11 protein-coding genes are annotated in these 15,194 nt (G+C 54.3%); 8 read left to right on the top strand and 3 right to left on the bottom strand.

Going from position 1 to position 15,194, the window contains the following annotated elements; genetic code table 11:
• Positions 1 to 37: 37 nt before the first annotated feature.
• The 4 genes from rnr to rpmG all read left to right on the top strand — a co-directional run bounded on the left by rnr (position 38) and on the right by rpmG (position 4,529).
• Positions 38 to 2,356 carry a ribonuclease R gene (rnr, locus tag BJF95_RS16675; protein ID WP_245297376.1) on the top strand — a complete coding sequence of 773 codons (2,319 nt, stop codon included), beginning with the start codon at positions 38 to 40 and terminating at the stop codon, positions 2,354 to 2,356.
• A 29-nt stretch (positions 2,357 to 2,385) separates the two neighbouring features.
• A complete protein-coding gene (locus BJF95_RS16670) occupies positions 2,386 to 2,841 on the top strand; it encodes a DUF983 domain-containing protein (RefSeq protein WP_075640584.1) in 456 nt (151 codons plus the stop codon).
• Positions 2,842 to 3,083: 242 nt separating this feature from the next.
• Positions 3,084 to 4,268: an MFS transporter gene (locus tag BJF95_RS16665; protein ID WP_075640583.1), complete on the top strand. Its 1,185-nt coding sequence runs from the start codon at positions 3,084 to 3,086 to the stop codon at positions 4,266 to 4,268.
• Between the two features lie 93 nt (positions 4,269 to 4,361).
• Positions 4,362 to 4,529: a 50S ribosomal protein L33 gene (rpmG, locus tag BJF95_RS16660; RefSeq protein WP_075640582.1), complete on the top strand. Its 168-nt coding sequence runs from the start codon at positions 4,362 to 4,364 to the stop codon at positions 4,527 to 4,529.
• Positions 4,530 to 5,739: 1,210 nt separating this feature from the next.
• On the opposite strand, the gene BJF95_RS16655 is transcribed toward rpmG, so the two are convergent.
• Positions 5,740 to 7,110 carry a PleD family two-component system response regulator gene (locus tag BJF95_RS16655; protein ID WP_075640581.1) on the bottom strand — a complete coding sequence of 457 codons (1,371 nt, stop codon included), beginning with the start codon at positions 7,108 to 7,110 and terminating at the stop codon, positions 5,740 to 5,742.
• A gap of 13 nt (positions 7,111 to 7,123) precedes the next feature.
• Positions 7,124 to 7,495, bottom strand: coding sequence for a response regulator (locus BJF95_RS16650; protein WP_075640580.1), 372 nt, complete (start codon positions 7,493 to 7,495; stop codon positions 7,124 to 7,126).
• Between the two features lie 122 nt (positions 7,496 to 7,617).
• Between BJF95_RS16650 and BJF95_RS16645 the strand changes: the two genes are divergently transcribed.
• From BJF95_RS16645 to BJF95_RS16630, 4 genes are all read left to right on the top strand, one after another.
• Positions 7,618 to 7,926, top strand: a complete 309-nt coding sequence (locus tag BJF95_RS16645; RefSeq protein ID WP_075640579.1) for a DUF3572 domain-containing protein — start codon at positions 7,618 to 7,620, stop codon at positions 7,924 to 7,926.
• Entirely contained in the window at positions 7,926 to 8,585 is a 660-nt protein-coding gene (locus BJF95_RS16640) for a hypothetical protein (protein ID WP_075640578.1), read from the top strand. The genes BJF95_RS16645 and BJF95_RS16640 overlap by 1 nt, the downstream gene beginning before the upstream one ends.
• Positions 8,586 to 8,692: 107 nt before the next feature.
• Complete coding sequence (locus BJF95_RS16635) at positions 8,693 to 9,988, top strand: DNA polymerase IV (RefSeq protein ID WP_425348702.1); 1,296 nt, start codon at positions 8,693 to 8,695, stop codon at positions 9,986 to 9,988.
• A gap of 80 nt (positions 9,989 to 10,068) precedes the next feature.
• The gene (locus BJF95_RS16630; RefSeq protein ID WP_075640576.1) at positions 10,069 to 11,325 is read left to right on the top strand and encodes a L,D-transpeptidase family protein; all 1,257 of its coding nucleotides are present in this window, start codon (positions 10,069 to 10,071) and stop codon (positions 11,323 to 11,325) included.
• A 155-nt stretch (positions 11,326 to 11,480) separates the two neighbouring features.
• Here BJF95_RS16630 and dnaE read toward each other — a convergent pair whose 3' ends face one another.
• Positions 11,481 to 14,972, bottom strand: coding sequence for a DNA polymerase III subunit alpha (gene dnaE / locus BJF95_RS16625; protein ID WP_075640575.1), 3,492 nt, complete (start codon positions 14,970 to 14,972; stop codon positions 11,481 to 11,483).
• Positions 14,973 to 15,194: the final 222 nt, after the last annotated feature.

Below are 15,194 nucleotides of genomic sequence, written 5' to 3'. Positions count from 1 at the left end.
ACCGCGCCCCAAAATCCCCACCTCCGGCAGCAAACCATTGAGGACCCGGAAGGAGGCAGGCGTGGCCAACAAACCGCAAACAGAGATTATTCACGGGGCCGTTCCGCCCCGTGAGATTCTGTTGCAATTTATCACCGACAATCCCGACCGCGGCTCCAAACGCGAGATCGCCAAGGCCTTTGGCTTGAAGGGCGAAGCCCGCATTGAGCTGAAAGCAGAGCTGAAGGCGCTGGAAGAAGACGGATTGGTCAACAAAAGCCGCAAAGCCCTCACCCGCCCCGGCGCGCTCCCACCCGTCACGGTCATTGACATCACCACCCGCGATAAGGATGGCGATCTGATTGGCCGTCCTGCCGAGTGGCCGGAAGAAGCGGGCGTAGCCCCGGCCATCGCTATCCGCCAATCCAGTGCTGATCGCGCCAAGGGCAAGACGCCGGTGGGCGGGCTTGGTGATCGGGTTCTGGCAAAAATTTTCCCCAACAAGGACCGCGATGGCCCGGCATACACCGCCCGCATCATCAAGGTGCTGGATAAGCGCCAGGGCGCGCTTCTCGGCGTTTACCGCCAAATGGCGGGAACCGGCGGTGGCCGCCTGATGCCGATTGAGCGGCGCGGCGAAGAAATGGTGATTGATGCCAGCGACATTGGCGACGCCAAGGATGGCGATCTGGTTGAGGTCGAAGTCGGCCGCAATTCCAGCCGCCTCGGTCTTGCCCGTGCCAAGGTGCTGAATGTGGTTGGCTCTGTGGCGTCAGAAAAGGCAATCTCGATGATTGCCATCCATGCCCATGGCATTCCTTATATCTTCCCGCAATCGGTGCTGGATGAGGCAGAGGCTGCCAAGCCCGCCACGATGAAAAACCGGGAGGATTGGCGTCACCTGCCGTTGATCACCATTGACCCGCATGATGCCAAAGACCATGACGACGCGGTTTATGCCGAGCCCGATACATCGGCGGACAATCCGGGCGGCGTGATTGTCACGGTGGCGATTGCCGATGTGTCCTATTACATCCGCTCAAAATCGGCGCTGGATCGCGAAGCGCTCAAGCGCGGCAATTCGGTGTATTTCCCAGACCGCGTGGTGCCGATGCTGCCAGAGCGGATTTCCAACGATCTATGCTCCTTGCGTGAGGGCGTGGACCGCCCTGCCCTTGCCGTGCGCATGGTCTTTTCCAAGGAAGGCCGCAAGGCCAGTCACACCTTCCATCGCATCATGATGAAAAGTGCCGCCAAACTGTCCTATCAGCAGGCGCAGGCCGCGATTGATGGCAAACCGGATGATAAGAGCGGACCATTGCTGGAACCCATCCTGAAGCCGCTGTGGGCCGCCTATGAGATTATGAAAGTGGGACGCGACCGCCGCCAGCCGCTGGAGCTGGATATGCCAGAGCGCAAGATCATCCTGAAAGAGGATGGCACGGTGGACCGGGTGCATGTGCCAGAACGGTTGGATGCCCACAAGCTGATTGAAGAAATGATGATTCAGGCTAATGTGGCAGCTGCCGAAACGCTGGAAAAGAAACGCCAGCCGCTGGTCTATCGTATCCACGACGCGCCATCGCTTTCCAAGCAGGAAGTGCTGCGCGAGTTTTTGACCACCATCGGCTTCTCACTGGTCAAGGGCGGCAATCTGCGCTCCAACTCGTTCAATGGTATTTTGGCCAAGGCGCAAGACACGCCGCACCAAACTATCGTCAACGAAATGGTGCTGCGCTCGCAAAGTCAGGCGGTCTATAGCCCTGAAAACATCGGCCATTTCGGCCTCAACCTGATGAAGTATGCACATTTCACCTCACCGATTCGCCGTTATGCCGATTTGATCGTGCATCGCGGGCTGGTGGGATCGCTTGGCTTGGGCGAAGGCGGTATTACGCCGGAGGAAGAGGCAACGCTTGCCGATGTGGCCGCCGAAATCTCGACCTTTGAGCGCCGCGCCATGGCGGCGGAGCGTGATACCATCAACCGATTGGTGGCCCATCATCTGGCCACCCGGATTGGCGATGAATTTGATGGTCAGGTGTCTGGTGTCACCAAATCCGGCCTGTTTATTTCACTGCCGCAGTTCGGGGCCGATGGCTTTATCCCGGTGTCGACCTTGGGGCGTGATTATTTCGTCTATGATGAAGCCCACCAGGCGCTGACGGGCGAAAAAACCGGCTTGGGTTATCAACTTGGTGATGGTGTCAGTGTTAAGCTGGTGGAAGCCGTGCCTTTGGCGGGTGCCTTGCGCTTTGAAATTCTGAGCGAGGGCAAGAAAATGCCAACGGGTATTCGATCGTTCCACAAGGCCACGCGCAGCGGCAGGCCGGGTCCGAGAAAACCCGGCACGAGACCGCATCGTGGCAAGCGCTAAATTTGATTGAGGCCATAGGGAGGAAGCCGATGTCCAGCAATTCACCAACGGACGTGACCCGTTTTGGCGGAGGCGAGAACATCGAGCGTCCCCTTGGCCGCTCGATCATGCGGGGTTTGGCCTGCACCTGCCCCGCCTGCGGCTCTGGCAAGCTGTTCAAGGCGTTTCTCAAGCCAGTCGCCACCTGCTCCGTCTGCGGCGAAGACCTCTCTCACCAGTGTGCTGACGACCTTCCACCCTATATTGTCATTATGATCGTCGGCCACGTGCTGCTGGGCGGCTATATGATGACGGATCTGGTGTTTGTTTTGTCCACATGGGTGCACCTGGCAATCTGGGTGCCCATTGCCGTGATCACCTCCTTGTTGATTATCCAACCAATCAAAGGCAGCGTCATCGGATTGCAATGGGCCTTGCGTATGCATGGCTTTGGCCAACCATCGGAACCTCCAGAAGATTATGATCAGCGCTATCCGCCTCAATGATGCCGGACTCAACTGATCGACTGGGTCTGTTGCGCACATTTCGACCAGAAATGGCCCTGCAAACTGATGGGCTCCGCCTTGACAGGCGGCGCGGCAAACCCGAATGAACACTGTGAAATCCGGATGCACACCGGAAAAGGACGCCTGACGAAGCATGATGATTGAATGGCCTCACCCGCGCGCAAGCTCTTTTGTGTTCGCTGCCTTCGACCTGCGTTTCAGGGCCATTTGAAGGATGATGAATGTCTGAGACCCGAAAACGTGCCATCGGTCACCGTGAAGAAATTCATTGGCCATCGCTGGTGGCTGCCATTGCGTCCATTTCGGCCGTTGGCATCGCAATTGGGCTTGGCTTGCCGCTTTTGAGCATCATCATGGAAAAGCGCGGCATTTCATCCACCATGATCGGTCTCAATTCTGCCATGGCAGGCATTGCCGCCATGATTGCCGCTCCCATCACCACCAAGCTCGCCCACACATGGGGTGTTGCGCAAACCATGATTGTTGCCGTTTTTCTGGCAGCAGCCAGTTCGCTTGGCTTTTATTATGCCACGGACTTCTGGATGTGGTTTCCCTTGCGCCTGGTGTTCCATGGCGCGACCACCACGCTGTTTATCCTCTCCGAGTTCTGGATCAATGCCGCCGCCCCTCCTTCGCGCCGTGGGCTTGTTATGGGCATTTATGCCACGGTTCTCTCCATCGGCTTTGCAGCGGGTCCATTTTTATTCTCCATGGTTGGTAGCGACGGCGTATTGCCATTCTCCATCGGCGCATTTGCCATTTTGCTGGCCGCCGTGCCGGTCTATATCGCGCGCAAGGAAAGCCCAGCCCTACATGAAAAACCGGAAATGCATTTTTTCCGCTATATCTTTCTGGTTCCTACTGCCACAGCCGCCGTTTTCGTCTTTGGTGCTGTCGAAGTCGGCGGCCTCTCCCTTCTGCCAATCTTTGCCACGCGGTCGGGCTTTTCCGAAGCGCAATCGGCATTGCTGCTGACGGTGATGGGGGTTGGCAATATGGCGTTTCAAATTCCGCTGGGATTGCTGTCTGATCGCCTGAAAGACCGCAGACCTCTGCTTGGTATTCTGGCAACCGTTGGCATGGCTGGTGCGCTTTTGCTGCCAGCCATCTCTGGCAACTGGCTGGCCATGGCGACCATTCTTTTGTTTTGGGGCGGCTGCGTCTCGGGTCTCTACACCATTGGTCTCAGCCATCTTGGCTCACGACTCACCGGTTCGGACCTTGCCGCGGCAAACGCAGCCTTCATTTTCTGCTATGCGGTGGGCACTGTTGCAGGCCCGCAAGTTGTGGGTGCGGCCATTGATATGGGCGGAACCTCGGGCTTTGCGTGGTCAATTGCAGGCTTCTTTGCACTTTATGTACTACTTTCTGCCGCTCGATTGCTTTTCAAGTCCAAGCGGGCTTGACTTTTCAGTGGCGATTTGTAGTTTCCGCCCACATTTGCCGTGGACCCATCCGGTCCTCCACGGCGCGTTTTATTTAGGTAAGGCAGGACGACCATGGCTAAGGCTACAACAATCAAGATCAAGCTGCTGTCGACAGCCGAGACGGGTTTCTTCTACGTCACGACAAAAAACAGCCGTACGATGACGGACAAGATGACGAAGACCAAGTACGACCCGATCGCACGCAAGCACGTCGAATTCAAGGAAACCAAGATCAAGTAATCTTGGCAACCTATGTTATTTTTAAAAAAGCGCGCTGCACAACAGCGCGCTTTTTTGTTGCTCATCTCTTCCAAGGTGTTTGAGCAAGAGAGCGTATTGGGCTGATAAATGCTCGCAGTGCATGCAAGCGGTGCCGCAGCCGCTCCTGTGGGCAGCATGGGTCTTCGGTGCCACTATGAGAAGACAATCGCTCAACGCCTCCCAACCCCGCCCACGTTGCAACAACAAGGCATTTAGGAGACCATCCTCACCCAGAGCCCAGCAAGATTGCCGGCTCCGGGGTTAGTTGCCCTATCAAATCCGTTTGACAACAGGAAACGCCTTTTCAGCCGGCTCGATCAGCCTTTAAATCCGAGTCAATTTCAGGGGTTATGGCGCGTATTTAAAGCGTCGCAGCATGTTTTACGGGCCTGGCACAATCCACAATCAAAACAAAAAACGCCGCTCCTTTCGGAGGCGGCGTTTTTTTTGAAAAGGGGGTCGGCGGGCACATAATAACGGCACGAGGAACCGCAAACAATCATATACCTGCCGACCGACCCCACGACCCAGGAGATGCGGCGGACCTGAGCACCATGGGGTATTGGTGAACTTTAAACACAGTTCCTTATAACTTGACCCAATCTTGCGCATATAAAGAAAAAAATCAACATTTTCTTAACCGTACGATTAATCTCAATTACATTATAGTTAATATTATTTCTTTTTCTCAAAAAACATTAAAATAAAGAAACAACAAGTTTCTCACCTAAACGCGACACTGCCACCAAATTCAAAGCGAGCGTTACATTCTATATCGGTACAAACGTCTCATCGTCGCGTGATTGCTGATTTTTATAAGCTTTTCAAAAACGGACAATATCAATATAAACTACACAGTAAACCCCGGCAAATTGGGGGTTTTTACAATTTTATTGTTTAATAAATTGAAATACTCACAATTTTACGCAAGTGGACTCTGCCAAAAAACCTTTGCTGCGGCCCATAGCTTACGAAAAGTTTACCATAGGGGTCGGCACTACATTGCTGCGCACTTTATATCGCCCGCAAAACACAATGTAACAAATGAAATATGGCACTGAATGCCGAACATCCGTTGCGCAGGAAAAACTGCTGCAGCGAACCGTCATACGCCATATAGGATAAGAGGCTGAGCCTGACCTAAGCCTGTCAGAGCGCGTGTTTTTTCAGTGCGGGCAAACGTACACGATCAAGCAGCGGCAGAGACGACACGGTTGCGACCTTCCTGCTTGGCTTTATAAAGCGCTCTATCTGCTTCGCGTAGCAATTGCTCTGGCGTTGCGCAGTCCGCCGATGTTTCAGCGATGCCGATCGATGCCGTGACGGTGATCTTGAGACCTGAGGTCAACTGGAATGGGGTTTTCTCCACCATTTCCCTGAGGCGCTCTGCAACCTTGCTTGCGATATCCAGGGATGTATTGGGCATCACCACAATGAATTCCTCACCGCCATAGCGGCAAGCCAGATCCGCTCCGCGCACCATGGCACGAACGCGGGCTGAAAACTCACGCAGCACATCGTCACCCGCCTCGTGGCCATAGGTGTCGTTGACCAGTTTGAAACGGTCAATATCCACCAGACAGACAGACAAGGGCCGCTTGCGCGCAGCCGCACGCTCAAACAGGATTTTCAGATGCGTATCCAGATAGCGACGGTTGCTCAGGCCGGTCAGGGCATCTGTAACGGCCATCTCCATGCTTTGGCGAACACTGTCACGCAGCCGGTCATTATAACGCTTGCGGCGGATCTGTGTGAGTGTGCGTGCCACCAGCTCGTTGGGATCAACAGGCCTGACAATATAGTCGTTAACGCCCAGATCAAGCGCTCGGGCCGTCATACTTCCCTCGCCCTGTTCGGCAATCAGCAACAATGGAATAAAGCGGGTGCGCTCCAATGAGCGCAGCTGCGAGAACAGCCGCAGCGGGTCATAATCATCTAGAGCACCATTGACGATCACCAGATCAAAGTTTTTCTCTGCGGCCTCAAACAATGCCGCCTGCGCATCAGAGATCGCCATAACGTCAGCAATCGGCTTCAGCGTTTTGATAATCCGTTCCTGTGAGCTTGCGCGGCTGTCAACCAACAAGACCTGACCGGCCTCTTCAAATTGGCCATCAGCCATGGAGAACAGGTCTTCGATGCCCATTCGTTGACCGGCTTCTGCCCGCAAGCGCAATTCGTCGCTCAAGGTCTTGAGCCGCACAAGGCTCTTGACCCGCGAAATCAGCTGGAGATCATTGACTGGCTTGGTGAGAAAGTCATCCGCGCCTGCCTTCAAACCCTTCACCCGATCAGAAGGCTGATCCAGTGCCGTCACCATAACCACCGGGATATGGGCAGTGCGAGGGTTGGTCTTCAGCCGTTCGCACACTTCAAACCCGTCCATGCCGGGCATCATGACGTCGAGAAGCACGACATCAACCTGGGTATTTTCGCAGATATCCAGCGCTTCAGAGCCAGAGACCGCCGTTAAAACCTCAAGATATTCAGCGAGAAGCCGAACCTCCAGCAGCTTTACATTGGCAGGTATATCATCAACGATGAGTATTCTGGCTGTCATGCACCTTGCCCCCTCAGGCGTCGCCCAGATAAGTTTTAATTGTTTCCAGAAATTTCGGAACAGAAATAGGTTTGGAGACGTAAGCCTCACACCCGCCTTGGCGAATGCGCTCTTCATCACCCTTCATCGCAAAGGCCGTGACCGCAATCACGGGAATGACATGCAACTCGCTATCCTGCTTCAGCCATTTTGTGACCTCAAGCCCGGACACCTCAGGCAATTGAATATCCATCAAAATAAGGTCTGGCTGGTGTTTGCGGGCGAGGTCGAGCGCTTCCATTCCATTGCGCGTTTGAATGGTCTCATAGCCTGAGGCCTCAATAAGGTCGCGAAAGAGCTTCATGTTCAGCTCGTTGTCTTCAACTATCATGACCTTTTTCGGCATTTTCCATCCTTGCCTTCCCAGCGTCCATAGTGGAAGAAGGGTATTAACATTCAAAAAGACTCATTCTTTTGCTGGCGGCAGATTAACGCCATTTGGTTTCGAAAAAGGTAATTCGTGACACAATGCGAGACAAGTTATCAGGTAAATCGACTTCAAGTGAACACGCCGAGCAAACCGCCATTGCCGTCTTGAGCTGGCTGGCCGGGGAGCCCGAAATGCTGGGCCGGTTCCTCTCCCTGACAGGGGTGGAACCAGGCCAAATGCGGCAAGCCATCAAAAACCCCGATTTCCTTGCCGGAATGCTGGACTTTATTGTTCAACACGAGCCAACGCTGCTCGATTTCTGTGCGGCAACCCAGTCTCAACCAGAAGACGTCATGGCTGCCTGGAGACACTATACCAAACCGGGATTGGATTCGGGAGAATATTGATGGGCGAAATTGTCGATATAAACCACATCCAATTATCAGATCGACCCTTGCTGGTCAGCGATGTTGATGATGTGGTGCTGGAGTTCTTGCTGCCTTTTGAAGCCTATCTGGCCAGCTTGGGCCATCATCTGCTGCCAAAGTCTTTCCATCTCACGGGCAATATTGTCTCGCTTGCCGATCAGCGCGCTTTGGAAGAGCATCAGGTTAAGCAGATATTACATGATTTTTTTGATCGGCAGGAAGATTGGCAACGCCCCTTTGGCGACTCGGTCAACCAGTTAAAACAGCTCGGCTCCATGGCCGATGTTGTGTTTCTCACCGCCATGCCACCGGCCTACACCCAACAGCGCCGCCGTCTGTTGGACCAACTGGGACTTGATTTTCCGCTTCTGGCAACAGAAAGCCCCAAGGGACCGGTGGTCAAGGCATTGCACCGTGGCCGCTCCCTGCCGCTGGCCTTTATGGATGACATGGCGCACAACCTCCATTCGGTGGCCGACCACGCTCCAGACTGTCTGCTGGTGCATATCGCCCCGCAATCGGAGATCCATCGCTTCGCACCCAAAACCGCCCCGCAGGTTATTCGTGCCGAGGATTGGAGTGCGGCCTGCACCACGATTGTTGCACATTTCAACCGTGCGAAGACACCAACCTCGTGATGCCGGAATAAGCCTTTGAGGAAGGCTGAAATGCAGCTTGCGCGGCATGGATGCAGGTATTACTGTGCAAATGTTCAACTTATGTTCCGCTCACTATGCACAGCACCATGCCATCAAATTCGGGATTTTGTCGCGACTGTCTGAAGGTTCAGCCTGCCGATAGAAAGCGCTGTGCAGCCTGTGGCAGCCCGCGACTTGTTTATCACTCAGAGCTGTTCCAGCTCACCTTGGCCCATGTTGATTGTGACGCATTTTACGCCTCGGTGGAAAAGCGCGACAATCCCGATTTGATCGACAAACCATTGATTATTGGTGGCGGCAAGCGGGGTGTTGTTTCCACCGCCTGTTACATTGCCCGCATCCACGGTGTGCGCTCTGCCATGCCGATGTTCAAGGCGCTGGAAGCCTGCCCCCACGCGGTGGTCATTCCGCCCAATATGGAAAAATACGCCAAAGTTGGCCGCCAGGTTCGCGCCATGATGGAAGAGTTGACGCCCTTGGTGCAGCCCATCTCTATCGATGAGGCTTTTCTGGAGCTGCGCGGCACAGAGAAACTCCATCATGCGCCCGCTGCTCTTGTGCTTGCCCGCTTTGCCAGACGCGTTGAAGCGGAAATCGGAATTACCATTTCGGTTGGTCTTTCCTATTGCAAGTTTCTGGCAAAAGTGGCGTCTGATTTGCAAAAACCGCGCGGCTTTTCAGTGCTTGGCAAGGAAGAGGCCATGGCATTTCTGGCACCCCGCCCCGTCACCACCATTTGGGGTGTTGGCAAAGCGCTGGCTTCCACTCTGGAACAAGACGGCATTCGCACGGTCGGCCAACTTCAAACCATGGAAGAAAGTGATCTGATGCGCCGTTATGGCGTGATGGGCCAGCGGCTGGCCCGCTTGGCGCGCGGCATCGATGACCGGGAAGTTCACACCTCCGACATCACGAAAAGCATCTCGGCCGAAACCACCTTTTCAAACGACATATCGCGTCCTGACGAGTTGATTGCCCAATTGCGCGCCCTGTCAGAAAAAGTGGCATGGCGACTGAAAAAGGAAGCTACCGCAGGTTACACCGTGGTGCTGAAGCTGAAAACCGCAGACTTCAAGCTTCGCACCCGGAACCGCAGGCTCGACGATCCGACAATGCTGGCCGATAAAATTTTCCGCACGGGCTTGCAACTGCTGGAAAAGGAAACGGACGGGACAAAATTTCGCCTGATCGGCATTGGCGTCAGTGATTTTGCTGATCCCGCGATTGCAGATCCACCGGATCTGGTGGATGAAAGCGCGACCCGCCGGGCCAAGGCCGAAGCCGCCATGGATCTGTTGCGCAATAAATTTGGCAAGGGCATGGTGGAAACCGGCTTCACCTTCCAACCTCGCCCATCGTCCAGCACGATCAAGAAATCTTGAGTCCTTTCAAGTCGCAAAATGAAACGATCCGTTAAATTTAACGGTGTAATTTAAGCTCTCGTTTTGCGTTTGAGGGCACCATGATGGTCCGCACCATGTTTCCGTTGATGTTCATCTCTGCAACCATGCTGGCGATGCCAGCTCTGGCGCAGGGCGAAAGTCACCTGCAGATCATTGTTTCCAAACAACAACAAACGCTTTCCGTCTATGATGGCAACACCGTCATTGCCACCTCGCGCGTTTCCACCGGCAAGGAGGGTCACACCACCCCGTCCGGCATTTTTTCAATCATCCAGAAAGCCAAATATCACGAATCGAACCTCTACTCGAACGCGCCCATGCCCTGGATGCAGCGCATTACATGGTCCGGCGTGGCATTGCACGAATCAAGCAGCGTGCCCAATCGCCCTGCCTCTCACGGCTGTGTGCGGCTTCCTGGCGAATTTGCTCGTAAACTTTATGGCATGACCACGCTGGGTGCACAGGTGATTATTACCGATGCGCCGGTGGCACCATTTGCTATTCAGCATCCGTTTCTGTTTGCGCCGGCTCATCAGCAAGACCAGCCGCAATTGCTCTCTGATGCCAAATTGCGTGGTGCAGATGTTGCGCCTGGTAAAAATCCTATTGAAGTTGCAATGATCCATCTGCCCACTGCCAAGCCATCGGCAGCCCCCATTAACTCATCTCCTTTGCGCATCCTCATCACCTATCGTGATGAACCGCAAACCATCCGCGATGCGCAAGCCCTGCTGCAGGAGCTTGGATTCGAAACAGGTGGCATTGACGGACAAACCGGAACGCTGACCCGCGAGGCGATCAAAGGATTTAAACGCTGGAAGTCACTCAATCCCAAGGGCCGCTTGATCACGCCCGAATTCATGGCCGCTCTCTATCAAAGCGCCAACAAGCCCGCCCCGCCCCGCGGCCATCTCTATGTGCGGCAGGATTTCAAGCCGCTGTTTGACGCGCCGGTCAAGATTGCCCAGCCCGATCAGCCGCTTGGAACCTATTTCCTGGTTGCCACCGCCATTGATCAAAAATCTGGACACGCGACATGGCAAGCACTGGCATTGGATGATGCTGAGCGCCAAACCGACGACACATCTATCGTCACTATTGATACCGACGATGGCAATAAGCCCGCCATTGAAAAAAGCAGCATCAATGCTGTTCTCGATCGGATTTCAATTGAGCCCACGACAAGAACACGGATTGAAACGGCAATGACAGCGGGCACGTCCTTGACCATCACCGATCAAGGCGTTGGCCCGGAGACCAGCGACGGAACCGATTTTATCACCATTATTCCGCCCAAAGATCGCTCGAAATTCTAAACCATCGGCTTCTCAAGTCCGAACAGGCTCTGAAAAGACTTTGATGGTGAACCTACAGCACCTTTCCCCCAAATATCGCGGAAGGTGCTGTCACAGTTTTACTGCATAATTTTCACCTTAAATCGATTCCGATTTAAGCAATGTTGCAGGAGAGCTTACACCAGTTCCACATCAACCACGCCGGGGGCAGAGCGCATGGCGGCCGCGATTTCCGGTGTAATTCGATAGCGTTGGTTAAGCTCAACTTCGATCTCACGACGGCCATCTTCCTTGATCACCACGAAGGATACCAAGCCGTCTCCCTTGGTGTTGAGATGGGCTGCCAAAGCTCTGAGTGGTCCTGAATCGCGGAGATACACTCTCAGCGTCTTTTGCATTTGCAACGACTTCTCTTCCAGCGACTGTGCTGTCTGGATGCGCAGACCAATGCCCTCCGGCCGCTCTTCCGCCGCAACCGTAATGACCAGCGACTTGCCCGATTCCAGCAAATCCCGGTACTGGTTCAATCCTTCAGAAAAGAGAACCGCCTCAAACTGGCCGGTAGCATCGGAGAAGGTCACGATACCCATTTTATTGCCCGTGCGGGTCTTGCGCTCCTGCTTGGAGATCACCGTTCCAGCCAGACGACCGGCCGTCGCACCCTGTTTGACCGCTTGCGAGAAGTCGGCAAAATTCTGCACCCGCATTTTTTCAAGCAGCGGCTTATAGGTATCCAGCGGATGGGCCGAGAGGTAAAAACCCAGAACCTGAAACTCACGCATCAGCTTTTCTGAGGGCAGCCAGGGCGTATAGGTCGGAAGAGAAATACGCTCTGGTCCCGTTGCCCCGCCCGCCCCAAACATATCGGATTGGCCGCTGACCGCATTTTCCTGGGCGCGTTGGGCAAAGCCGATAATCCGATCCATGCCCGCAACCAGTTCGGCACGGTCACGGCCAAAGCAATCGAAGGCACCGGCAAAAATCAACCCTTCGAAGACACGGCGATTGATCTGCTTTGGATCGATGCGTACGCAGAAATCCTCCAGATCAGCAAAAGGCACATCGCCGCGCACCGCCACAATATGCTCAACGGCAGCGTCCCCCACACCTTTGAGTGCAGCCAGAGAATAATAAATCCGGTTTAGCCCGGTCTGAAAATGCCTAAACGATGTCTGGACAGAAGGCGGCACCACTTCAATGCCAAGACGGCCCGCATCCTGGCGGAAATCCACCAGTTTCTCGGTATTGGCCATATCCAGCGTCATGGAGGCGGCCAAGAACTCAACCGGATAATGGGCCTTCATATAGGCCGTCTGGTAGGACACAATCGCGTAGGCCGCTGCGTGCGACTTGTTGAAGCCGTAGTTGGCAAACTTGGCCAGCAGATCAAAGATATTATCGGCCTGTGGTTTGCCGACACCATTTTTAACGGCACCATCAACAAAGCGGGCGCGCTGCTTGTCCATCTCCTCTTTGATCTTCTTACCCATAGCGCGGCGCAAAAGATCGGCTTCGCCGAGCGAATAGCCCGACAAAACCTGCGCCACCTGCATAACCTGCTCCTGATAAACGATAACGCCCTGCGTTTCTTTCAGCAGATAGTCGATGGTCGGATGGATCGATTCAATCTCTTCCTCGCCATGCTTACGAGCGTTATAGACCGGAATATTCTCCATCGGACCGGGACGATAGAGCGCCACCAGCGCAATAATATCCTCAATACAGTCAGGGCGCATACCAATCAGCGCCTTGCGCATCCCGGCACTTTCCACCTGAAACACGCCCACCGTCTCGCCACGCGAGAGCATCTGATAGGTCAATTCGTCATCCAGCGGGATGGTGGCCAAATCGATCTCAATGTCGCGCAACCGGCAAAAATCCACCGCCGTTTTCAAAACCGTGAGGGTCTTCAATCCCAAAAAGTCGAATTTGACCAAGCCCGCCTGTTCAACCCACTTCATGTTGAATTGGGTCACAGGCATGTCAGACCGCGGATCGCGATACATCGGCACCAGTTTTGACAAGGGACGGTCGCCGATCACAATACCGGCGGCGTGGGTAGATGCGTGGCGATAAAGACCTTCAATCTTCTGGGCAATATCGAGCAAACGGCCAACGACCGGCTCTTTATCTATCTCCTCCTGAAATTTCGGCTCTTCTTCGATGGCTTTCGACAAAGGGGTCGGATTGGCAGGATTGTTCGGCACCAGCTTACAGATCCGGTCAACCTGACCGTAAGGCATTTCCAGCACACGGCCCACGTCGCGCAGCGCCGCGCGCGCCTGCAGCGACCCGAAGGTAATGATCTGCGCCACCTGCTCGCGCCCATATTTACGCTGAACATATCGGATCACTTCTTCGCGCCGATCCTGACAGAAGTCGATATCAAAGTCTGGCATCGACACGCGCTCAGGATTGAGAAAGCGCTCAAACAGCAGCGAAAAACGAAGCGGGTCAACGTCGGTAATGGTCAGCGCATAGGCGACAAGCGAACCCGCGCCGGAGCCACGCCCCGGACCAACAGGAATGTCCTGTTGTTTCGCCCATTTGATAAAGTCCGCAACGATCAGAAAGTAACCCGGAAATTTCATGCGCTCGATAACACCGAGTTCAAAATCCAGACGGTCGCGGTATTCCTTCTCCTCATAGCCCGGTGCCATGCCGAGCTTTGCCAGCCGATCGTCCAATCCTTCAATGGCCTGACGGCGCAATTCTGACGATTCGGCGCGCTCCGCCTCTTCCGGGTCGTCACTCGCACCCGTAAACCTGGGAAGAATGGGTCCGCGTGTATCGAGCACGAAGGAGCAGCGGTTGGCGATTTCAACGGAGTTATCAAGCGCTTCAGGCAAATCCTTGAAAAGTACCTGCATCTCCGCGCGGCTCTTCAAATAATGATCTGGTGTCAATCGAAAACGTCTGTCATCAGAGACAATGGCGTTATGCGCCACGGCCATCAACGCATCATGGGCATCATAATCATCCCGAGACGGGAAAAACGCCTCATTGGTGGCAACCAACGGAATATCATGCTCATAAGCCAGTGACACCATGCGGCTCTCATGCAGCCTGTCGTACCCCTGATGGCGCTGCAATTCGATGTAAAGCCGATCTCCAAACAGCCGCTTCAACGTCATAAGCCGTGCCAAAGCTTGAGCCTGGTGCTCACTCTTGACCATGAGATCGACAGGTCCACCAGAGGCACCTGTCAGGGCAATCAAGCCATCCGTGCCAATTTCATCCAGCCACGACGCGGTAATATGCACGGCATGGGCGCTATCACCTTGCAAATAGGCGCGACTAACCAGATCCACCAGCCGCTCATACCCCGATGAATTTGCCGCCAATAATACAATGGCAGGGTATTTTTCCAAGCCGCCGTTGCCGCGCTTTTCATCGGCAGAATCTTCCATATCAATCGAAAGCTGGCAGCCTATGATTGGCTGAAGACCATCACCGAGCGCTTTTTGGGAAAACTCAAGTGCGACAAACAGGTTATTGGTATCAGTGATGGCAATAGCCGGTTGATTGTCGGCAACAGCCTTGCCCAAAATTTTCTTGAGCGGCAAAGCGCCTTCCAACAGCGAATAGGCAGAATGCACCCGAAGATGCACGAAACCCGGGCCAGCAACCCTTTCCTTTGCCTGTTGGTCGGCATTGAGGTCGCTCATGGGCTCAGTCCTACTCTCATCAATCTCGGTAGAAACGCAGACAGAGACTGCACTGCATATGATGCAGCTATTTTAACCGTTGAGGCCATCTTGTCCAGCAGACAAGAGAGAGCCTCGCCCTTCTTTCCCGGCCTAATTCCTTCAAAAAGCCAGGGCGAGCAAAGACAAGCTGGCGATAAACACGGACAGGGAAGCGAATGCGGCGATGTCTTGCAAAATATC

This window comes from Rhizobium oryziradicis, assembly GCF_001939045.1.
GTDB classification, from domain to species: Bacteria; Pseudomonadota; Alphaproteobacteria; order Rhizobiales; family Rhizobiaceae; genus Allorhizobium; species Allorhizobium oryziradicis.
Note: the sequence above shows the minus strand (reverse complement) of the source record. Positions and strands in the feature narration are given on the sequence as shown.

What these genes read in the sequence shown, in the direction of transcription:
- BJF95_RS16670 (WP_075640584.1), top strand. Translation starts at nt 2,386, where the DNA reads ATGTCCAGCAATTCACCAACGGACGTGACCCGTTTTGGCGGAGGCGAG.
- BJF95_RS16665 (WP_075640583.1), top strand. Translation starts at nt 3,084, where the DNA reads ATGTCTGAGACCCGAAAACGTGCCATCGGTCACCGTGAAGAAATTCAT.
- rpmG (WP_075640582.1), top strand. Translation starts at nt 4,362, where the DNA reads ATGGCTAAGGCTACAACAATCAAGATCAAGCTGCTGTCGACAGCCGAG.
- BJF95_RS16655 (WP_075640581.1), bottom strand. Translation starts at nt 7,110, where the DNA reads ATGACAGCCAGAATACTCATCGTTGATGATATACCTGCCAATGTAAAG.
- BJF95_RS16650 (WP_075640580.1), bottom strand. Translation starts at nt 7,495, where the DNA reads ATGCCGAAAAAGGTCATGATAGTTGAAGACAACGAGCTGAACATGAAG.
- BJF95_RS16645 (WP_075640579.1), top strand. Translation starts at nt 7,618, where the DNA reads ATGCGAGACAAGTTATCAGGTAAATCGACTTCAAGTGAACACGCCGAG.
- BJF95_RS16640 (WP_075640578.1), top strand. Translation starts at nt 7,926, where the DNA reads ATGGGCGAAATTGTCGATATAAACCACATCCAATTATCAGATCGACCC.
- BJF95_RS16635 (WP_425348702.1), top strand. Translation starts at nt 8,693, where the DNA reads ATGCCATCAAATTCGGGATTTTGTCGCGACTGTCTGAAGGTTCAGCCT.
- BJF95_RS16630 (WP_075640576.1), top strand. Translation starts at nt 10,069, where the DNA reads ATGATGGTCCGCACCATGTTTCCGTTGATGTTCATCTCTGCAACCATG.
- dnaE (WP_075640575.1), bottom strand. Translation starts at nt 14,972, where the DNA reads ATGAGCGACCTCAATGCCGACCAACAGGCAAAGGAAAGGGTTGCTGGC.